The sequence below is a fragment of the Streptomyces sp. NPDC059740 genome, from assembly GCF_042733155.1.
In the GTDB taxonomy this organism is placed as follows: domain Bacteria; phylum Actinomycetota; class Actinomycetes; order Streptomycetales; family Streptomycetaceae; genus Streptomyces.
Genome location: NZ_JBHWGP010000004.1, coordinates 104,419 through 122,528 on the forward strand (window position 1 = coordinate 104,419; position 18,110 = coordinate 122,528).

Consider the following 18,110-nt stretch of genomic DNA (forward strand, 5'->3'; position numbering starts at 1 on the left):
CTCCCACCCGGAACCGGCCGCAGAAACATCCTGAAGGCAGAAGCCTTCTGGACAGTTCCGCCAGGCTCGGCAGGGACGCGCCCGCCAGGGGCGTCCCTGCCGGGAACCGGCAGACGATCAGGAGATAGACGTGATCCAGCAGGAGTCGCGACTGCGTGTCGCCGACAACACTGGTGCGAAGGAGATCCTTTGCATCCGTGTTCTCGGTGGTTCCGGTCGCCGCTACGCGGGCATCGGTGACGTCATCGTCGCCACCGTCAAGGACGCGATCCCCGGTGGCAACGTGAAGAAGGGTGACGTCGTCAAGGCGGTCATCGTTCGCACCGTCAAGGAGCGCCGCCGTCCCGACGGCTCGTACATCCGCTTCGACGAGAACGCGGCCGTCATCCTCAAGAACGATGGCGACCCCCGCGGCACCCGTATCTTCGGCCCCGTGGGCCGTGAGCTGCGCGAGAAGAAGTTCATGAAGATCATCTCTCTCGCGCCGGAGGTGCTGTAACCGATGAAGATCAAGAAGGGCGACCTGGTCCAGGTCATCACCGGCAAGGACCGCGGCAAGCAGGGCAAGGTCATCGCGGCCTTCCCCCGCGAGGACCGCGTCCTGGTCGAGGGTGTCAACCGGGTCAAGAAGCACACCAAGGCCGGCCAGACCGCTCGCGGTTCGCAGACCGGCGGCATCGTGACGACCGAGGCCCCGATCCACGTGAGCAACGTTCAGCTCGTGGTGGAGAAGGACGGCAACAAGGTCGTCACGCGCGTCGGGTACCGCTTTGACGACGAGGGCAACAAGATCCGCGTTGCCAAGCGGACCGGTGAGGACATCTGATGACTGCCACCACCAACGCACCGCGCCTGAAGCAGCGCTACCGCGAGGAGATCGCGGGGAAGCTGAAGGACGAGTTCTCCTACGAGAACGTCATGCAGATCCCCGGCCTCGTGAAGATCGTGGTCAACATGGGTGTGGGCGACGCCGCCCGCGACTCCAAGCTGATCGAGGGCGCCATCCGCGACCTCGCCACGATCACCGGTCAGAAGCCGGCCGTCACCAAGGCCCGCAAGTCCATCGCGCAGTTCAAGCTGCGTGAGGGTCAGCCGATCGGTGCCCACGTCACCCTTCGCGGTGACCGCATGTGGGAGTTCCTGGACCGCCTGCTGTCGCTGGCGCTTCCGCGCATCCGCGACTTCCGCGGCCTGTCGCCGAAGCAGTTCGACGGCCGGGGCAACTACACCTTCGGTCTCACGGAGCAGGTCATGTTCCACGAGATCGACCAGGACAAGATCGACCGGACCCGGGGCATGGACATCACCGTGGTCACCACGGCGTCCAACGACGACGAGGGCCGCGCTCTCCTCCGTCACCTCGGCTTCCCGTTCAAGGAGAACTGACCGTGGCGAAGAAGGCTCTGATCGCTAAGGCCGCCCGCAAGCCGAAGTTCGGTGTGCGCGCGTACACCCGCTGCCAGCGCTGCGGCCGCCCCCACTCCGTTTACCGCAAGTTCGGCCTGTGCCGTGTGTGCCTCCGTGAGATGGCTCACCGCGGCGAGCTGCCGGGCGTGACCAAGAGCTCCTGGTAAACCCTCCTTCCCGTCGCCCAACCACCGCCCCTCACGGGGGGCTTGCGGGCGGCGGAACATCTGGGAACGGTTTGCCCGGGCTCTCTCGGTAACCACCTGGTCGGCGGGTGCCCTCCCTCATCACCTAGAGTGGAAGGGTTGGGCGCCCGCCGCCCATGGCCGACCGCGGACACCATCGTCCGCAACTGATACCGACTACGCCGTAGGTCCCCGCACGCACCCGTCCCGCCGGCACTCCGTGTCGAGTGGGGAGAGGGACGCGCACATAGGAAACCCCGGCGAGAGAGGCCGAAGGCCATCATGACCATGACCGATCCGATCGCAGACATGCTGACTCGTCTGCGGAACGCGAACTCGGCGTACCACGACTCCGTGGCGATGCCGCACAGCAAGATCAAGTCGCACATCGCGGAGATCCTCCAGCAGGAGGGTTACATCACCGGCTGGAAGACCGAGGACGCCGAGGTCGGCAAGAACCTCGTCCTCGAGCTGAAGTTCGGCCCGAACCGCGAGCGCTCGATCGCCGGCATCAAGCGGATCTCGAAGCCGGGCCTGCGGGTCTACGCAAAGTCCACCAACCTGCCGAAGGTGCTCGGCGGCCTGGGTGTGGCGATCATCTCCACCTCCCACGGGCTCCTCACCGACAAGCAGGCCAGCAAGAAGGGCGTAGGCGGAGAAGTTCTCGCCTACGTCTGGTAACGGAAGGGAACGGAGGAAAAGCTCATGTCGCGTATTGGCAAGCTGCCCATCCAGGTTCCCGCTGGTGTGGACGTCACCATCGATGGCCGTACGGTCAGCGTGAAGGGCCCCAAGGGTTCTCTCTCGCACACCGTTGCCGCTCCCATCGAGGTCGCCAAGGACGAGGCGGGCGTGATCAACGTCTCCCGTCCTAACGACGAGCGTCAGAACAGGGCCCTGCACGGCCTGTCCCGCACGCTGGTGGCGAACATGATCACCGGCGTGACCACGGGTTACGTGAAGAAGCTCGAGATCAACGGTGTGGGTTACCGCGTCGTGGCCAAGGGCTCCAACCTGGAGTTCTCCCTCGGCTACAGCCACCCGATCCTGATCGAGGCGCCGGAAGGCATCTCCTTCAACGTCGAGTCGCCCACGCGCTTCAGCGTCGAGGGTATCGACAAGCAGAAGGTCGGCGAGGTCGCCGCCAACATCCGCAAGCTGCGCAAGCCTGACCCGTACAAGGCCAAGGGCGTCAAGTACGAAGGCGAAGTCATCCGCCGCAAGGTCGGAAAGGCTGGTAAGTAAGCCATGGCATACGGAGTGAAGGTCGCTAAGGGTGACGCGTACAAGCGCGCCGCCGCCAAGCGTCGCCACATCCGCATTCGCAAGCGGATCTCGGGTACGCCGGAGCGTCCGCGCCTGGTCGTGACGCGGTCCAACCGCCACATGGTGGCCCAGGTCATCGACGACATCGCAGGCCACACGCTGGCCTCCGCGTCGACCCTGGACACGTCGATCCGCGGTGGCGAGGGTGACAAGAGCGCCCAGGCCCAGCAGGTCGGCGCCCTGGTCGCCGAGCGCGCCAAGGCCGCGGGTGTCGAGACCGTCGTGTTCGACCGTGGCGGCAACAAGTACGCCGGGCGCATCGCCGCCCTGGCCGACGCCGCCCGCGAGGCCGGGCTCAAGTTCTGAGCACGGTTCCGTACGCACAGCGGACGTAAACGAGAGAGGTAATTCCAATGGCTGGACCCCAGCGCCGCGGTGGCGGCGCCGGTGGCGGCGAGCGGCGGGACCGTAAGGACAGGCGGGACGGTGGCGCTGCCGCCGAGAAGACCGCCTACGTCGAGCGGGTTGTCGCCATCAACCGCGTCGCCAAGGTTGTGAAGGGTGGTCGTCGCTTCAGCTTCACCGCGCTGGTCGTGGTGGGCGATGGTGACGGCACCGTCGGTGTCGGTTACGGCAAGGCCAAGGAGGTGCCGGCCGCGATCGCCAAGGGCGTGGAGGAGGCCAAGAAGCACTTCTTCAAGGTCCCCCGGATCGCCGGCACCATCCCTCACCCCATCCAGGGTGAGAAGGCTGCGGGCGTCGTCCTGCTCAAGCCGGCTTCCCCCGGTACCGGTGTCATCGCCGGTGGCCCGGTGCGTGCCGTGCTCGAGTGCGCCGGCATCCACGACGTGCTGAGCAAGTCGCTCGGCTCGTCCAACCCGATCAACATCGTGCACGCCACGGTGGCGGCGCTCCAGGGCCTTCAGCGGCCCGAGGAGATCGCGGCCCGTCGTGGCCTGCCGCTGGAGGACGTGGCTCCCGCCGCTCTGCTGCGGGCGCGTGCAGGGGTGAATGCGTAATGGCACGCCTGAAGGTCACGCAGACCAAGTCCGTCATCGGTAGCAAGCAGAACCACCGTGACACCCTGCGTTCGCTCGGTCTGAAGAGGATCAACGACGTGGTTGTCAAGGATGACCGCCCCGAGTACCGCGGCATGGTGCACACCGTCCGCCACCTCGTGACGGTTGAGGAGGTCGACTGACATGGCGGAGAGCAGCAACCCGCTGAAGGTCCACAACCTCCGTCCTGCCCCCGGCGCCAAGACCGCCAAGACCCGTGTGGGTCGTGGTGAGGCGTCGAAGGGTAAGACTGCTGGTCGTGGTACCAAGGGCACCAAGGCCCGTTACCAGGTTCCGGAGCGCTTCGAGGGTGGGCAGATGCCCCTCCACATGCGCCTCCCGAAGCTGAAGGGCTTCAAGAACCCCGCCCACAAGCAGTTCCAGGTCGTGAACCTGGAGAAGCTGGCCGCGCTCTACCCGCAAGGTGGCGAGGTCACGGTGGCCGACCTGGTCGCCAAGGGCGCGGTGCGCGACAACGAGCTCGTCAAGGTCCTGGGCCAGGGCGAGATCTCCGTGGCGCTGACCGTGACGGTGGACGCCGTCTCCGGTTCCGCCAAGGAGAAGATCACCGCTGCCGGTGGCAGCGTCACCGAGCTGCTCTGAGCGTTCCGACGCCGAGCCAGCCTCGATGAGGCCGGGTGGTCCCGCTCCCGTCTCCGGACGGGGCGGGACGACCGCAGAGGGCCGGAGACCCGCAGGGGTCTCCGGCCCTCTGGGCTTTCCGGGGGACGGAGGCGGGGGGCCGGGCGCCGTCCTGCACCGTCCGGCCAGGGCAAGGCGGCGCGCGGTGGCCGGTTCGCATCCTCCCGGGCGGGCCGAGCGCTGCGATCATGGCGGCATGAGGACCCGACCCGTGCTGCTCTACGACGGCGACTGCGGCTTCTGCACCAGTTGCGTGAAGCTGCTCGGCCGGTGGGTGCGCCCCCGTGCCGAGACGACGGCCTGGCAGTTCGCCGACCTGCCTGCGCTGGGCGTGACGCGGGAGCGCGCGGACCGGGAGGTGCTCTGGGTCACCCCCAACGGGCACGTCTACGGCGGTGCGAGCACGGTGGCCAAGGTGCTGCTGAGCGGGCGCGGCCCGTGGCCGGTGCTGGGCGGGGCGCTGCTGCTGCCCGGCGTGCGGTGGGTCGCGGGGCGGTGCTACGAACTCGTCTCCGCCAACCGGCACCGGCTGCCCGGCGGCACCCCGGCGTGCGCGGCGCGTGCGTCGGCGGGGCCGGCTGCCGGGAAGGACGCTCCGGACGAGTCGTCAGGAGGGACCGGCGGCCGGGGCGGGGGCGGCGAGGTGCGGTGAGGAGATGGCCGGGCACAGCCTCCCCGGTACCCGGGAGGGGCAGGTGGTGTCGCCGACCGGAGGGCGTCCGCCGGGGGCCCGGGGTTCACCTTCTTGTGCCGGGAGGGCCGGGACGGGTGATCCGCCGTCAGGAGTGCGGTCCGGGCCCACCGGGGTGCGTCGCCCCCGCCGCGTCCCTGGCGGGGCGCGGCCCGTGACGGCGCGGGGGCCGGGCGCCGCCGCCCCTCGGAAAACCACTTACGGGGGGCATCGTTGACCGGTCGTTCCTCTGAAGCGGTCGACGCCGGTAAAGTGACCGGGGACTGTATGCTCCGCGCGGCCTGTGTGCCTCTCCGGGGCGGCAGTCGCTCCGTGTGCAGGACCGCTAGTAGTCGTAGTCGTCGCTAGTCCTTGCAAGGCCCGCAACATCCCTGCCAAAACCATCGTTCCCTCAAGACCCGTCACCTTCCGTCCTCACGGCGGGAGGCGCAGGAGGCACCGTGCTCACCGCGTTCGCCCGAGCGTTCAAGACGCCCGACCTGCGCAAGAAGCTGCTGTTCACCCTGGGCATCGTGATCGTCTTCCGGCTCGGCCAGCACGTGCCGGTCCCAGGCGTGAACTACACCAACGTCAACTTCTGCATGAAGCAGGTCGGCGGCAACAGCGGGCTCTTCGGCCTGGTGAACATGTTCAGCGGTGGTGCGCTGCTCCAGGTCACGATCTTCGCGCTGGGCATCATGCCCTACATCACGGCCAGCATCATCCTTCAGCTGCTGACCGTCGTGATCCCCCGACTCGAGGCCCTCAAGAAGGAGGGGCAGAGCGGGCAGACCAAGATCACGCAGTACACCCGGTACCTGACGGTCGCGCTCGCCATCCTCCAGGGCACCGCCGTGGTGACCACCGCCCGCAGCGGTGCGCTCTTCTCCACCTGTGTGCGGCGCTCGGAGATCGTCCCCAGCGACTCGATCTTCACCACGATCACCATGGTCATCACGATGACCGCCGGCACCGCCCTGATCATGTGGCTGGGTGAGCTGATCACCGACCGCGGCATCGGCAACGGCATGTCCCTGCTGATGTTCGTCTCGATCGCCGCCGGCTTCCCGGGCGCCCTGTGGTCCATCAAGCAGTCCGGGAAGCTGGCCGACGGCTGGATCGAGTTCGGCGCGGTGATCGTGGTCGGCCTCGCCATGGTCGGCCTGGTGGTCCTCGTCGAGCAGGCCCAGCGGCGCGTCCCGGTGCAGTACGCCAAGCGGATGATCGGGCGCCGCTCCTACGGCGGGACCTCGACCTACATCCCGCTGAAGGTCAACCAGGCCGGTGTCATCCCGGTGATCTTCGCTTCCTCGCTGCTGTACATCCCCGCGCTGGTCGCGCAGTTCAGCGGATCGAACGCGGGCTGGGCGCAGTGGATCGCCACCAACTTCACCAAGGGCAACCACCCGGTCTACATCGTCACCTACTTCGTCCTGATCGTCTTCTTCGCGTTCTTCTACGTGGCGATCTCGTTCAACCCCGAAGAGGTGGCCGACAACATGAAGAAGTATGGTGGCTTCATCCCGGGCATCCGGGCTGGTCGCCCGACGGCCGAGTACCTCAGTTACGTGCTCAACCGGATCACGTGGCCGGGCTCGCTGTACCTGGGGCTGATCGCGCTCGTGCCAACAGTGGCGTTGGTGCTGTTCAACGCGAACCAGAACTTCCCGTTCGGTGGGACGAGCATCCTGATCATCGTGGGCGTGGGGCTGGAGACCGTGAAGCAGATCGAGAGCCAGCTCCAGCAGCGCAACTACGAAGGGTTCCTCCGCTGATGCGAATCGTCCTCGTCGGACCTCCCGGGGCCGGTAAGGGTACGCAGGCCGCGTACCTGGCCAAGAACCTCGGGATCCCGCACATCTCCACGGGCGACCTCTTCCGCGCCAACATGAGCCAGGGCACTCCGCTCGGTCAGCAGGCCAAGGAGTACATGAGCGCCGGACAGCTCGTGCCGGACTCGGTGACCATCGGCATGGCCGAGGACCGCATGGAGCAGCCGGACGCCGAGGGCGGTTTCCTGCTGGACGGGTTCCCGCGGAACATCGGGCAGGCGCAGGCGTTGGACGACTACCTGCAGCGCAAGGGGCTGAGCCTGGACGCGGTGCTGGACCTGGAGGTCCCCGAGGACGAGGTCGTCAAGCGGATCGCCGGCCGGCGCATCTGCCGCAACGACTCCTCGCACGTCTACCACGAGGTCTACAACAAGCCGAAGACGGCGGGCGTGTGCGACCAGTGCGGCGGCGAGCTGTACCAGCGCGAGGACGACAGTGAGGAGACGGTCCGCAAGCGGCTGGACGTCTACCACACCGAGACCGAGCCGATCATCGACTACTTCAAGGCCCAGGACCTGGTGATCACCATCCCGGCGATGGGCCCGGTGGACGAGGTCACCCGCCGCTCGATGGCGGCGCTGGAGGTCACCGAGGACGACGGGGACGCCGCGTAGCGATCCCGGACGACTCAGCTTCGACACGGCCGCGGTACCCGCTCGGGGTGCCGCGGCCGTATCGTGGGTATCCGCGTCGCGCACCGGCCCGGGTCGTGGTCCCGCGCGGCAGCAGTTCTTTTCGTCGGTGCAGGAAGGCGTCAGCCGTCATGGTGGAGATCAAGACCCCGGAGCAGATCGCGAAGATGCGCGAGGCGGGGCTGGTCGTCGCCGCGGTGCACGCGGCGACGCGGGAGGCGGCGGTCCCGGGGGCCACCACCAAGGACCTGGACGACGTCGCCCGCAAGGTCCTGGCCGAGCACGGGGCCAAGTCGAACTTCCTCGGCTACGGGGGCTTCCCCGCGACGATCTGCACCTCGGTGAACGACGTGGTCGTGCACGGCATCCCCGACACCACCACGGTCCTGCAGGACGGCGACATCATCTCCATCGACGCCGGCGCGATCGTCGACGGCTGGCACGGTGACGCCGCGTTCACGGCCTTCGTCGGGTCGGGCCACGCGCCCGAGCTGGTGGAGCTGAGCCGGGTCACCGAGGAGTCGATGTGGGCGGGGCTGGCCGCCGTCCGCAAGGGCAACCGGCTGGTGGACGTCTCCAAGGCGATCGAGGGCTACATCCGGCGCCAGCCGCGCCCCTCCTCCGGCAAGTACGGCATCGTCGAGGACTACGGCGGTCACGGCATCGGCAGTGAGATGCACATGGACCCGCACCTGCTGAACTACGTGGACCGCCGTCGGGGCCGCGGCCCCCGGTTCGTGCCCGGCTTCTGCCTCGCGGTCGAGCCCATGATCAACCTCGGGACGCCCAAGACGCACGTCCTCGAGGACGAGTGGACGGTCAAGACGAACGACGGCGGCTGGTCCTCCCACTGGGAGCACACCATCGCGGTGACCGAGGAGGGTCCCTTCGTGCTGACCGCGGTGGACGGCGGCCGGGCGAAGCTGGCCGAGTACGGCGTGGAGATCGCCCCGGACCCGCTGGGCTAGGCCCTCCCGGCAGGCGCCTGACCGGTGCCTGCCTGCCCCCGTCCGTCGGCGCCGGGCGGGCGCCTGCCGGCGCGGGCCCGTGGGTGCCGGGTACCGAAGGCGTCGGAGCGCCCGGGGGTGGGGGCCCACGCACCGGCGAGGCTCCCGCGCGGGTGGTGGGCGGCCGCTTCCGGGGCCGTGGCGGGCGGGGCCCGCAGGGAGGCCGGTGGGGGAGGCCGGGCTTCGGGCGGGGCCGGCGGTGGAACCGGTGCGGCGCCGCGCGCGTAACGATCTCCCCGGTGGGCAATAATCGGGGATTCGTCTTTTCCAGACGGCTGACGTAGACTAACGCGTCGGCTCTCGTGCACCCGTATGCCCGTTGGAGTTCCCAGCTCGGGCGGGGTGACCCGACGAGGGTCGATCAAGGTAGCCGATTCGAAGGGCGAAGCGTGGCCAAGAAGCAAGGTGCCATCGAGATTGAGGGCACCGTGATCGAGTCCCTCCCGAACGCGATGTTCAAGGTGGAGCTTCAGAACGGTCACAAGGTCCTCGCGCACATCAGCGGCAAGATGCGGATGCACTACATCCGTATCCTCCCCGATGACCGGGTCGTGGTGGAGCTTTCTCCGTACGACCTGACGCGCGGCAGGATCGTCTACCGCTACAAGTAGATCTTGCTGCCACCCTCACGGGGTGGTCGCACTGACCCGGAGAACCTCACATCCCATGAAGGTCAAGCCGAGCGTCAAGAAGATCTGCGACAAGTGCAAGGTGATCCGCCGCCACGGCCGGGTCATGGTCATCTGCGACAACCTGCGCCACAAGCAGCGCCAGGGCTGACGCACACCGACCTGCACTTCGCAGTTCCTTCGCGCGACGCGACACACGTACATACGCAGACACCCGACCCCTCGCGTCTCTCTCGCGCGGGGACGACACCCCCGGCTCGGAGGCCGGGGACCCGGCTCGTAATGCTCAAGAGTCTTACGGGAACGGTGCTGCGGAAGACCTCCGAATAGTCATCTGGAGCCACATCAATGGCACGCCTCGCAGGCGTTGACCTCCCGCGCGAGAAGCGCGTGGAGGTCGCCCTGACCTACGTCTTCGGCATCGGTCGCACCCTGTCGAAGCAGACCCTCGCCGCCACCGGCGTGAACCCGGACACCCGCGTTCGCGACCTGGCGGAAGAGGACCTGGTCAAGATCCGCGACTACGTGGACAACAACCTTCAGACCGAGGGTGACCTCCGTCGCGAGATCCAGGCCGACATCCGCCGCAAGGTCGAGATCGGCTGCTACCAGGGTCTGCGCCACCGTCGCGGTCTGCCGGTGCACGGTCAGCGCACCAGCACCAACGCCCGTACCCGCAAGGGTCCGCGTCGCGCGATCGCCGGCAAGAAGAAGCCGGGCAAGAAGTAGTCCTCAGCTTCACGCTTATCAGCGGTCCAGCTGCAGGACCGACCACCTCCACGGGAGAAACACATGCCTCCGAAGGGCCGTACGGCCGGCGCCAAGAAGGTGCGCCGCAAGGAGAAGAAGAACGTCGCCCACGGGCACGCTCACATCAAGAGCACGTTCAACAACACGATCGTCTCGATCACCGACCCCACCGGCAACGTGATCTCTTGGGCCTCGGCCGGTCACGTCGGCTTCAAGGGCTCGCGCAAGTCCACCCCGTACGCCGCGCAGATGGCTGCCGAGTCGGCCGCGCGTCGCGCGCAGGAGCACGGCATGCGCAAGGTCGACGTCTTCGTCAAGGGTCCCGGCTCCGGCCGTGAGACCGCGATCCGCTCCCTCCAGGCCACCGGCCTTGAGGTCGGCTCGATCCAGGACGTCACCCCGACTCCGCACAACGGATGCCGCCCGCCCAAGCGTCGCCGCGTCTGACCAGCTGAAAAACAGGAGATAACTAGACAATGGCGCGTTACACCGGGGCCGACTGCAAGCGTTGCCGTCGGGAGAAGCAGAAGCTCTTCCTCAAGGGGAGCAAGTGCGAGAGCGCGAAGTGCCCGATCGAGATCCGTCCTTACCCCCCGGGTGAGCACGGTCGCGGGCGCACCAAGGACAGCGAGTACCTGCTCCAGCTCCGTGAGAAGCAGAAGTGCAGCCGTATCTACGGTGTCCTTGAAAAGCAGTTCCTTGGGTACTACAAGGAGGCGAACCAGAAGACCGGCAAGACCGGTGAGAACCTTCTGCGCATCCTCGAGACCCGTCTGGACAACGTGGTCTACCGGGCCGGCTTCGCCAAGTCCCGCGACCACGCCCGTCAGCTGGTCCGTCACGGACACATCACCGTCAACGGCCGCAAGACCGACATCCCGTCGGCTCGCGTCGCCGTGAACGACATCATCGAGGTCCGTCCCTCCTCGCGGAACCTGACCCCCTTCCAGGTGGCAGCCGCCGAGGCCGGCGAGAGGACCGTTCCGGCGTGGCTGGAGTCGGTTCCCTCGAAGCTGCGGATCCTCGTGCACAGCATGCCCGAGCGCCAGGTGATCGACACCCAGGTGCAGGAGCAGCTGATCGTCGAGCTCTACTCCAAGTAAGGGCTCAGCGCTCCCTCACCCCGTGTGAGGGAGCGCACACCGGGGCGGGCGGTGTGACACGGACCGGTTTCGGTTCGCGTCGCGCCGCCCGTATCCTTGTGGCCATATCCCTGTGATATGTACGCCGGGCCACCGTCCGGCGTCAGCTGGCATCAAATAGCGGGTGCCATGACTGAAGGAAGCACAGCATGCTTATCGCGCAGCGCCCGTCGCTGACCGAAGAGGTCGTCGACGAGTTCCGCTCCCGGTTCGTCATCGAGCCGCTGGAGCCGGGCTTCGGCTACACCCTCGGCAACTCCCTCCGGCGGACCCTCCTGTCCTCGATCCCGGGTGCGGCGGTCACGTCCATCCGCATCGACGGTGTCCTGCACGAGTTCACCACCGTGCCGGGCGTCAAGGAGGACGTCACCGACCAGATCCTCAACATCAAGCAGCTCGTCGTCTCCTCGGAGCACGACGAGCCGGTCGTGATGTACCTGCGCAAGCAGGGCCCGGGTGTGGTCACCGCCGCCGACATCGCGCCGCCGGCCGGTGTCGAGGTGCACAACCCCGACCTGGTTCTGGCCACCCTGAACGCCAAGGGCAAGCTGGAGATGGAGCTGACCGTCGAGCGCGGTCGCGGCTACGTCTCCGCGGTGCAGAACAAGCAGGTCGGCCAGGAGATCGGCCGTATCCCGGTCGACTCGATCTACTCGCCGGTCCTCAAGGTCACCTACAAGGTCGAGGCGACCCGTGTCGAGCAGCGCACCGACTTCGACAAGCTGATCGTCGACGTCGAGACCAAGCAGGCCATGCGCCCGCGTGACGCCATGGCGTCCGCCGGCAAGACCCTGGTCGAGCTGTTCGGTCTGGCGCGCGAGCTCAACATCGACGCCGAGGGCATCGACATGGGCCCGTCCCCCACGGACGCCGCGCTCGCCGCCGACCTGGCGCTGCCGATCGAGGAGCTGGAGCTCACCGTCCGCTCCTACAACTGCCTCAAGCGTGAGGGCATCCACTCCGTGGGTGAGCTCGTGGCGCGTTCCGAGGCGGACCTCCTCGACATCCGCAACTTCGGTGCGAAGTCGATCGACGAGGTCAAGGCGAAGCTGGCCGGCATGGGCCTGGCCCTGAAGGACAGCCCGCCCGGATTCGACCCCACCGCCGCCGCCGACGCCTTCGGCGCGGACGACGACGCGGACGCCGGGTTCGTCGAGACCGAGCAGTACTGAGCCGTGTCCCCGTGGGCGGCCGGGCGCGAGTCCGGCCGCCCACGGGCGCGCTCACCCAAGGCTTCCGGCGGGCGTCCGCTCGTCGGTAACTGACACCGGTACCTGGTACGGCCGGTGCAGATCACTAGGAGAAACACATGCCGCGTCCCACCAAGGGTGCCCGGTTCGGCGGTAGCGCCGCTCACGAGCGTCTGCTGCTCTCGAACCTGGCGACGCAGCTCTTCGAGCACGGCCGCATCACGACGACCGAGGCCAAGGCCCGCCGTCTGCGTCCCGTTGCCGAGCGCCTGGTCACCAAGGCCAAGAAGGGCGACCTGCACAACCGTCGCCTGGTGCTGCAGCAGATCCGCGACAAGTCCGTCGTGCACACGCTGTTCACCGAGATCGCCCCGCGCTTCGCGGAGCGTCCGGGTGGCTACACCCGCATCACCAAGATCGGCAACCGTCGTGGCGACAACGCCCCGATGGCCGTGATCGAGCTGGTCGAGGGCGAGATCGCCAAGAAGGCGACCGTCGCCGAGGCCGAGGCCGCCACCAAGCGCGCCGTCAAGGAGGACGAGGCCAAGCAGGCCGAGTCCACCGAGGCCGCCGAGGACACCAAGCCCGAGGGCGAGGAGTCCAAGGACGCCTGATCACCCATGGTGGTCACCGGCCGGTTCCGTCAGGGGCCGGCCGGGGCGTTCGCGCCACAGGCGTGATCCGGGTCCGCTCCCTGTCGGGGGGCGGGCCCGTCGCTTTTCCCGTGTCATCCGGTTCCGCGTACTTCTCCAGGAGTCCTGGTCGCGGGCCGTCGCCTGAGAGGATCGCCGCCGTGAGCGACGAGGTGGAGCCCGGCCACGTCCGGGTGCGGTTGGACCTGAGCTATGACGGGGCGGAGTTCTCCGGCTGGGCGAAGCAGACGGGGCGGCGGACCGTCCAGGAGGAGCTGGAGAGCGCCCTGCGGACGGTGACGCGTTCCGAGCACACCTTCGAGCTGACGGTGGCCGGCCGCACCGACGCCGGCGTGCACGCCCGCGGCCAGGTGGCGCACGTGGACCTGCCCGCCGCGCTGTGGGCGGACCACGCCGACAAGCTGCTGCGGCGCCTCGCGGGCCGGCTGCCCAAGGACGTGCGGGTATGGCGGGTCGCCGAGGCCCCCTACGGGTTCAACGCCCGGTTCTCCGCGATCTGGCGCCGCTACGCCTACCGGGTCAGCGACCACCGCGGCGGGGTCGACCCGCTGCTGCGCAGCCACGTGCTCTGGCATGACTGGGACCTGGACGTGGACGCCATGAACGAGGCCTCGCAGCTGCTGCTGGGCGAGCACGACTTCGCGGCGTACTGCAAGCGCCGGGAGGGCGCGACGACCATCCGCACCCTCCAGCGGCTGAGCTGGGAGCGGGGCGAGGACGGCATCGTGACGGGGACGGTGAAGGCGGACGCGTTCTGCCACAACATGGTGCGGTCGCTGGTCGGGGCGCTGCTGTTCGTCGGGGACGGGCACCGGGCGCCGGACTGGCCGGCGAAGGTGCTGGCGGCGGGTGTGCGGGACTCGGCGGTCCACGTGGTCCGGCCGCACGGGCTGACGCTGGAGGCGGTCGGCTACCCGGCGGACGAGCTGTTGATGGAGCGCAACCGCCAGGCGCGCAACCGGCGGACGCTGCCGGTGCTGTCGGACGGCGGGGGAGCGGACGGCTGCTGCTGAGCCCGGGGAGTGCGGGGCGGTCGGGGCGCGGGGCGGCCAGGGTGCCGGCTGTTGTGCATCCGTGACTCCGCGTCGCACAACCGTGCCATGGGGTGAGAGGTCTTCCCTGTGCACCGGATCGGTGCACCGACCTCGTCAGCCCCTACAGAAGGCTCTGTATGAGACGCAACCTGCCCGCCGCCCGCTCGGCGAGAGCCGCCGGCGCCCTCCTCGTCCTCGGGATGACCGCCCTGGGGCTTTCCGCCCCGGCGCAGGCCGCCGAGGAGCCGGTCTTCACCCTCGGCGGCCCCGCCGACGTCGCGCTCCACCCCTACCCGGAGAGCGGCGCTCCGAAGGCGTCCGGCATCGAGTACTGGCTGGACGACCCGCGCACCGGCGAGGAGCCCCCGGAGTTCGAGTACCGGGTCCGGGTGGACGCCGGCGACCTCAAGGGCGTCGCCACGGTCACCGTCACCAGGCCCTCCGGGGCGAAGTGCCCGCACACGGGGACGGTGTGGACCTGCGAGGACTACGGTCCGCTGCCCGGCCGCAACGAGGCCCCGCACGTGAAGGTGGTCGCCGCCCGCGGCAGCAAGGTGGGCGCCTCGGGCAGTCTGAAGGTCACCGGGGAGGCGGACGGGGCGAGGTTCACGCCGGTCTCGACGACGGTGACGGTGGGCGGGGCCGACCTGGTGGTCAAGAAGCTGCCGCAGCAGCAGGAGCTGGCCAAGGGGCAGGTCTACCGGCCGAAGGTGGCGTTCACCAACCGCGGCGGGGTGGCGGCCGACGGTGTGCTGCTGTCCTTCCACGCCACGCACGGCATGCGCTTCCCCGACCGGTTCGGCAACTGCGCGTACAGCGAGGGCGGGGCGGACTTCGCGCCGTCCACCGAGGTGCTGTGCCGCCTGACCGGTCGGTTCGAGCCGGGGGTGACGTACGGCCTGGACGTGCCGCTGCGGGTGCGGGCCTCCAAGGCCGCGCTCAACGAGATCTTCGGCATCGGCGTCCACGAGGACACCGCCGCCTCCCGCGCGAGCCTGCGGGGCGGCGCCCACTACACACAGGGGAGCGGCGCCACGCTGAAGGCGGTGGCTGCGCCCGCCACCCGGGCGGGGGACCTCGACCCCTCGGACAACTCCACCGAGACCGACATCAGGGTGGCCAACACCGCCGACTTCGCCGTCTTCGGCGACGCGGCCCGGGCAGCGGCCGGTGACAGCGTGCGGGTGAAGGTCGGCTTCCGCAACCGCGGCCCCGCCTGGGTGGCCAACCTGCGCTCCGGCGAGCCCGTCACCGCTGTCGACGTGCGCATCCCCCGGGGCGCCCGGGTGACGAAGAAGCCCGCGGCCTGCATCGCCCGTGAGGCGGACGGCTCGTACCGCGAGAAGCAGCTCGGTGCGCCGCGTTATGTGTGCGCCACCGACTACTGGGTGCTGGACGGGGCGAAGTTCGGGCTCCCGTTCACCCTGGCGGTGGACGAGGTGGTGCCGGACGCCGAGGGCACCGTCGCGCTGGCGGCCGAGGGCCCGGGGGTCGGGTCACTGGACTTCGACCCGGAGAAGGGCAACAACGCGGCGAAGCTGGTCCTCAACGCCAGCGACGAGTCCGCGAGCGGTGGGACGGACGGCGGCGCCGGCGCCTCCCCCTCGCCGACCGCCTCGCCGTCGGCGGGCGCCACCCACTCCTCGGGCGGGTCGTCCGCCACGGGTGCGCAGGGCGGGGCAGCGCCCACCGGCGGCGGCCTGGCGGCGACCGGCGCGGCGGGGACCCCGCTGGTCGCCGGTGCCGCGCTGGTGGCGCTCTGCGCCGGTGGCGGGCTGGTCCTGGCGGCCCGGCGGCGCCGGAGCGGGGGCGGTTCCGCGCTCTGAGGCCCCTTCCTGAGCTGTGACGGCTGCGGTCGCAGACGAGTCCGGTCCGCGTCGCCCCCCGGGGCGGCGCGGACTGTCGTCGTTGCGGGGGCGGGCGGGCCTGGGCGCCGGCGGGGGCAACCGCGACAGGTCTCTTGGTGGAGTAGGCTTTTACCTAATGGCTTTAGGTGAAAGCCGTGAAGCCCTAGGCTGACTGTGCAGGAGGAGGTGGCGCTCGTGGTGCGTGCCGGGCTGACCGCGGAACGGCTGACGCTGGCGGGCGCGGAGCTGGCCGACGAGGTCGGGTTCGACCAGGTGACCGTCTCCGCGCTGGCCAGGCGCTTCGACGTCAAGGTCGCGAGCCTGTACTCACACCTGCGCAGCTCCCAGGACCTGCGGACCAGGATCGCCCTGCTCGCCCTGGCGGAGATGGCCGACCGGGCCGCCGCCGCCCTGGCCGGGCGGGCCGGCAAGGACGCCCTGACCGCCTTCGCCGACGTCTACCGCGGTTACGCCAGGGAGCACCCCGGGCGTTATGCCGCAGCCCGGCTCCGGCTCGACCCCCGGACCGCGGCGGCCAGCGCCGGAGTCCGGCACGCCCAGCTGATGCGCGCGATCCTGCGCGGCTACGACCTGGCCGAGCCGGAGCAGACCCACGCCGTCCGGCTGCTGGGGAGCGTCTTCCACGGCTACGTCGACCTGGAGCTCAGCGGCGGGTTCGACCACAGCGCCCCCGACTCGCAGGAGTCCTGGACGCGGACGCTGGACGCCCTCGACGCCCTGCTGCGGAACTGGCCCGCACCCTGACGTCAGGCTGCGGGCGCCCGGCCCGGCGCCGGCGGGACCAGTGGCCCCCGGGTGCCTCCTGGCAGCCCCGCCCCGCAGCACCGACCCCTTCGAAGACCCCCGAACCGACAGGCTGAGGACGATGGACACCGAGCACGGCTGGACCACCACCCCGATCACCGCGGAGCTCGTGCGCGGCGCCCTGGAGCTGGAGCGCACCGCGCGTGGTGTGCTGCCCCACCGGCTGCCCGCCCGGGCCCGCGCCCAGTGCGCCGACGCACAGCTCGCCATGGCGGAGTCCCAGCCCTCCGGCGTCCGGCTAGCCTTCCGCACCCGGGCCACCGCCGTCGAACTGGAGACGGTGCCCACCAAGCGGGTCTACACCGGCCTCCCGCCCCGCCCGGACGGTGTGTACGACCTGTTCGTCGACGGGCGCCTGGCCGGCCAGGGCAGCGTGAGCGGCGGTGACGTCCAGACCGTCGACCTGGCCGGCGGTCCCGGCGAGACGCGGCCCGGCGCGTCCGGCACCCTGCGCTTCACCGGCCTGGCCGACGGGGTCAAGGACGTCGAGATCTGGCTGCCGCACGACGAGCGGACCGAGCTGGTCGCCCTGCGCACCGACGCCCCCGTGGAGCCGGTACCGGACCGGGGCCGCCGGGTGTGGCTGCACCACGGCAGCTCCATCAGCCACGGCTCCAACGCGGCCAGCCCCACCGGCACCTGGCCCGCGCTCGCCGCCCGCCTGGGCGGTGTCGAACTGGTCAACCTCGGGCTGGGCGGCGGCGCCCTGCTCGACCCGTTCACCGCCCGCGCCCTGCGGGACACCCCCGCGGACCTGATCAGCGTCAAGATCGGCATCAACCTGGTCAACGCCGACCTGATGCGGCTGCGCGCCTTCACGCCGGCCGTCCACGGCTTCCTCGACACGGTCCGGGAAGGCCACCCCAGGACGCCGCTGCTGGTCGTCTCGCCGCTGCTGTGCCCCCTGCACGAGGACACACCCGGTCCCACCGCTCCGGACGTCGAGGCGCTGCGCGCGGGCCGGCTGCTGTTCAAGGCCACCGGGGACCCGGCGGAGCGGGCCGGCGGGAAGCTGACCCTGGGCGTCATCCGGGACGAACTGGCCCGGATCGTGGCGCAGCGGGCCGCCGACGACCCGCACCTGCACCACCTCGACGGCCGGGCCCTCTACGGCGAGGCCGACGCCGCCGAACTGCCGCTGCCGGACGGCCTCCACCCGGACGCCACCGCCCAGCGCCGCATCGGCGAGCGGTTCGCGGCCCTGGCCTTCGGCGCCGGCGGGCACTTCGCCGCCCAGGGCTCCTGAGCGCAGGCGCCGCCGCCCCCCCGCGCCCGGGGGGGGGGGGCCCCTCGACCCCCGGGTGGGGTGTAAAGTGACCCGTTGTTTGGGGTTGTGGTGGT

The 18,110-nt window shown here is 69.8% G+C and carries 25 protein-coding genes; all 25 read left to right on the forward strand.

The genetic code is table 11. From position 1 onward, the window contains the following. The first annotated feature begins 130 nt into the window (after positions 1-130). The gene (gene rplN / locus ACFV3R_RS07040) at positions 131-499 is read left to right on the forward strand and encodes a 50S ribosomal protein L14 (RefSeq protein WP_003998823.1); all 369 of its coding nucleotides are present in this window, start codon (positions 131-133) and stop codon (positions 497-499) included. A 3-nt stretch (positions 500-502) separates the two neighbouring features. Then, positions 503-826: a 50S ribosomal protein L24 gene (gene rplX / locus ACFV3R_RS07045; RefSeq protein WP_385576793.1), complete on the forward strand. Its 324-nt coding sequence runs from the start codon at positions 503-505 to the stop codon at positions 824-826. Then, entirely contained in the window at positions 826-1,386 is a 561-nt protein-coding gene (gene rplE, locus ACFV3R_RS07050) for a 50S ribosomal protein L5 (RefSeq protein WP_385576796.1), read from the forward strand. Before rplX ends, rplE begins: the two co-directional genes overlap by 1 nt. A 2-nt stretch (positions 1,387-1,388) precedes the next feature. Further along, complete coding sequence (locus ACFV3R_RS07055; RefSeq protein ID WP_003956452.1) at positions 1,389-1,574, forward strand: type Z 30S ribosomal protein S14; 186 nt, start codon at positions 1,389-1,391, stop codon at positions 1,572-1,574. Between the two features lie 300 nt (positions 1,575-1,874). Beyond that, a complete protein-coding gene (gene rpsH / locus ACFV3R_RS07060) occupies positions 1,875-2,273 on the forward strand; it encodes a 30S ribosomal protein S8 (protein ID WP_385576799.1) in 399 nt (132 codons plus the stop codon). Positions 2,274-2,297: 24 nt separating this feature from the next. Then, on the forward strand, positions 2,298-2,837 hold the full coding sequence (gene rplF / locus ACFV3R_RS07065; RefSeq protein WP_385576802.1) for a 50S ribosomal protein L6: 540 nt from the start codon (positions 2,298-2,300) through the stop codon (positions 2,835-2,837). 3 nt (positions 2,838-2,840) lie between these two features. Next, a complete protein-coding gene (gene rplR / locus ACFV3R_RS07070; RefSeq protein ID WP_385576805.1) occupies positions 2,841-3,224 on the forward strand; it encodes a 50S ribosomal protein L18 in 384 nt (127 codons plus the stop codon). A gap of 47 nt (positions 3,225-3,271) precedes the next feature. Next, complete coding sequence (gene rpsE / locus ACFV3R_RS07075; RefSeq protein ID WP_385576808.1) at positions 3,272-3,877, forward strand: 30S ribosomal protein S5; 606 nt, start codon at positions 3,272-3,274, stop codon at positions 3,875-3,877. After that, a complete protein-coding gene (rpmD, locus tag ACFV3R_RS07080) occupies positions 3,877-4,059 on the forward strand; it encodes a 50S ribosomal protein L30 (protein WP_385576811.1) in 183 nt (60 codons plus the stop codon). Before rpsE ends, rpmD begins: the two co-directional genes overlap by 1 nt. Before the next feature lies 1 nt (position 4,060). Then, a complete protein-coding gene (gene rplO, locus ACFV3R_RS07085) occupies positions 4,061-4,519 on the forward strand; it encodes a 50S ribosomal protein L15 (protein ID WP_385576815.1) in 459 nt (152 codons plus the stop codon). Between the two features lie 235 nt (positions 4,520-4,754). Beyond that, positions 4,755-5,210, forward strand: a complete 456-nt coding sequence (locus tag ACFV3R_RS07090; RefSeq protein ID WP_385576818.1) for a thiol-disulfide oxidoreductase DCC family protein — start codon at positions 4,755-4,757, stop codon at positions 5,208-5,210. Between the two features lie 479 nt (positions 5,211-5,689). After that, positions 5,690-7,003: a preprotein translocase subunit SecY gene (secY, locus tag ACFV3R_RS07095; protein ID WP_385576821.1), complete on the forward strand. Its 1,314-nt coding sequence runs from the start codon at positions 5,690-5,692 to the stop codon at positions 7,001-7,003. Continuing rightward, positions 7,003-7,674 (forward strand): adenylate kinase, encoded by a 672-nt coding sequence (locus tag ACFV3R_RS07100; protein WP_385576824.1) that lies wholly within the window; start codon positions 7,003-7,005, stop codon positions 7,672-7,674. The genes secY and ACFV3R_RS07100 overlap by 1 nt, the downstream gene beginning before the upstream one ends. Before the next feature lie 149 nt (positions 7,675-7,823). Continuing rightward, complete coding sequence (map, locus tag ACFV3R_RS07105; RefSeq protein WP_385576827.1) at positions 7,824-8,660, forward strand: type I methionyl aminopeptidase; 837 nt, start codon at positions 7,824-7,826, stop codon at positions 8,658-8,660. Positions 8,661-9,088: 428 nt separating this feature from the next. Next, complete coding sequence (infA, locus tag ACFV3R_RS07110) at positions 9,089-9,310, forward strand: translation initiation factor IF-1 (RefSeq protein WP_003956442.1); 222 nt, start codon at positions 9,089-9,091, stop codon at positions 9,308-9,310. Positions 9,311-9,365: 55 nt separating this feature from the next. Next, positions 9,366-9,479 (forward strand): 50S ribosomal protein L36, encoded by a 114-nt coding sequence (gene rpmJ, locus ACFV3R_RS07115; RefSeq protein WP_003956441.1) that lies wholly within the window; start codon positions 9,366-9,368, stop codon positions 9,477-9,479. A gap of 197 nt (positions 9,480-9,676) precedes the next feature. Continuing rightward, positions 9,677-10,057, forward strand: coding sequence for a 30S ribosomal protein S13 (gene rpsM, locus ACFV3R_RS07120; RefSeq protein ID WP_385576830.1), 381 nt, complete (start codon positions 9,677-9,679; stop codon positions 10,055-10,057). Positions 10,058-10,120: 63 nt separating this feature from the next. Beyond that, complete coding sequence (gene rpsK, locus ACFV3R_RS07125) at positions 10,121-10,525, forward strand: 30S ribosomal protein S11 (RefSeq protein WP_028427781.1); 405 nt, start codon at positions 10,121-10,123, stop codon at positions 10,523-10,525. A 29-nt stretch (positions 10,526-10,554) separates the two neighbouring features. After that, a complete protein-coding gene (gene rpsD, locus ACFV3R_RS07130) occupies positions 10,555-11,181 on the forward strand; it encodes a 30S ribosomal protein S4 (protein ID WP_385576833.1) in 627 nt (208 codons plus the stop codon). 188 nt (positions 11,182-11,369) lie between these two features. Continuing rightward, entirely contained in the window at positions 11,370-12,392 is a 1,023-nt protein-coding gene (locus ACFV3R_RS07135) for a DNA-directed RNA polymerase subunit alpha (protein WP_385576835.1), read from the forward strand. Between the two features lie 137 nt (positions 12,393-12,529). Beyond that, complete coding sequence (gene rplQ, locus ACFV3R_RS07140) at positions 12,530-13,024, forward strand: 50S ribosomal protein L17 (protein ID WP_385576838.1); 495 nt, start codon at positions 12,530-12,532, stop codon at positions 13,022-13,024. A gap of 179 nt (positions 13,025-13,203) precedes the next feature. Continuing rightward, complete coding sequence (gene truA, locus ACFV3R_RS07145) at positions 13,204-14,076, forward strand: tRNA pseudouridine(38-40) synthase TruA (RefSeq protein ID WP_385576840.1); 873 nt, start codon at positions 13,204-13,206, stop codon at positions 14,074-14,076. Between the two features lie 158 nt (positions 14,077-14,234). Beyond that, complete coding sequence (locus ACFV3R_RS07150) at positions 14,235-15,923, forward strand: peptidase (protein ID WP_385576843.1); 1,689 nt, start codon at positions 14,235-14,237, stop codon at positions 15,921-15,923. Positions 15,924-16,139: 216 nt separating this feature from the next. Then, complete coding sequence (locus ACFV3R_RS07155) at positions 16,140-16,709, forward strand: TetR/AcrR family transcriptional regulator (protein WP_385577482.1); 570 nt, start codon at positions 16,140-16,142, stop codon at positions 16,707-16,709. A gap of 121 nt (positions 16,710-16,830) precedes the next feature. Beyond that, complete coding sequence (locus ACFV3R_RS07160) at positions 16,831-18,015, forward strand: GDSL-type esterase/lipase family protein (RefSeq protein ID WP_385576847.1); 1,185 nt, start codon at positions 16,831-16,833, stop codon at positions 18,013-18,015. Positions 18,016-18,110: the final 95 nt, after the last annotated feature.

Bases quoted from the DNA above. Each gene is read 5' to 3' on its own strand.
- ACFV3R_RS07100 (WP_385576824.1), top strand. From the start codon at position 7,003: ATGCGAATCGTCCTCGTCGGACCTCCCGGGGCCGGTAAGGGTACGCAG.
- rplQ (WP_385576838.1), top strand. From the start codon at position 12,530: ATGCCGCGTCCCACCAAGGGTGCCCGGTTCGGCGGTAGCGCCGCTCAC.
- rplR (WP_385576805.1), top strand. From the start codon at position 2,841: ATGGCATACGGAGTGAAGGTCGCTAAGGGTGACGCGTACAAGCGCGCC.
- ACFV3R_RS07150 (WP_385576843.1), top strand. From the start codon at position 14,235: ATGAGACGCAACCTGCCCGCCGCCCGCTCGGCGAGAGCCGCCGGCGCC.
- rpsH (WP_385576799.1), top strand. From the start codon at position 1,875: ATGACCATGACCGATCCGATCGCAGACATGCTGACTCGTCTGCGGAAC.
- ACFV3R_RS07090 (WP_385576818.1), top strand. From the start codon at position 4,755: ATGAGGACCCGACCCGTGCTGCTCTACGACGGCGACTGCGGCTTCTGC.
- rpsK (WP_028427781.1), top strand. From the start codon at position 10,121: ATGCCTCCGAAGGGCCGTACGGCCGGCGCCAAGAAGGTGCGCCGCAAG.
- rplO (WP_385576815.1), top strand. From the start codon at position 4,061: ATGGCGGAGAGCAGCAACCCGCTGAAGGTCCACAACCTCCGTCCTGCC.
- ACFV3R_RS07160 (WP_385576847.1), top strand. From the start codon at position 16,831: ATGGACACCGAGCACGGCTGGACCACCACCCCGATCACCGCGGAGCTC.
- rpmD (WP_385576811.1), top strand. From the start codon at position 3,877: ATGGCACGCCTGAAGGTCACGCAGACCAAGTCCGTCATCGGTAGCAAG.
- ACFV3R_RS07135 (WP_385576835.1), top strand. From the start codon at position 11,370: ATGCTTATCGCGCAGCGCCCGTCGCTGACCGAAGAGGTCGTCGACGAG.
- map (WP_385576827.1), top strand. From the start codon at position 7,824: ATGGTGGAGATCAAGACCCCGGAGCAGATCGCGAAGATGCGCGAGGCG.
- rpmJ (WP_003956441.1), top strand. From the start codon at position 9,366: ATGAAGGTCAAGCCGAGCGTCAAGAAGATCTGCGACAAGTGCAAGGTG.
- rpsM (WP_385576830.1), top strand. From the start codon at position 9,677: ATGGCACGCCTCGCAGGCGTTGACCTCCCGCGCGAGAAGCGCGTGGAG.
- rplX (WP_385576793.1), top strand. From the start codon at position 503: ATGAAGATCAAGAAGGGCGACCTGGTCCAGGTCATCACCGGCAAGGAC.
- rplE (WP_385576796.1), top strand. From the start codon at position 826: ATGACTGCCACCACCAACGCACCGCGCCTGAAGCAGCGCTACCGCGAG.
- rpsE (WP_385576808.1), top strand. From the start codon at position 3,272: ATGGCTGGACCCCAGCGCCGCGGTGGCGGCGCCGGTGGCGGCGAGCGG.
- rpsD (WP_385576833.1), top strand. From the start codon at position 10,555: ATGGCGCGTTACACCGGGGCCGACTGCAAGCGTTGCCGTCGGGAGAAG.
- rplF (WP_385576802.1), top strand. From the start codon at position 2,298: ATGTCGCGTATTGGCAAGCTGCCCATCCAGGTTCCCGCTGGTGTGGAC.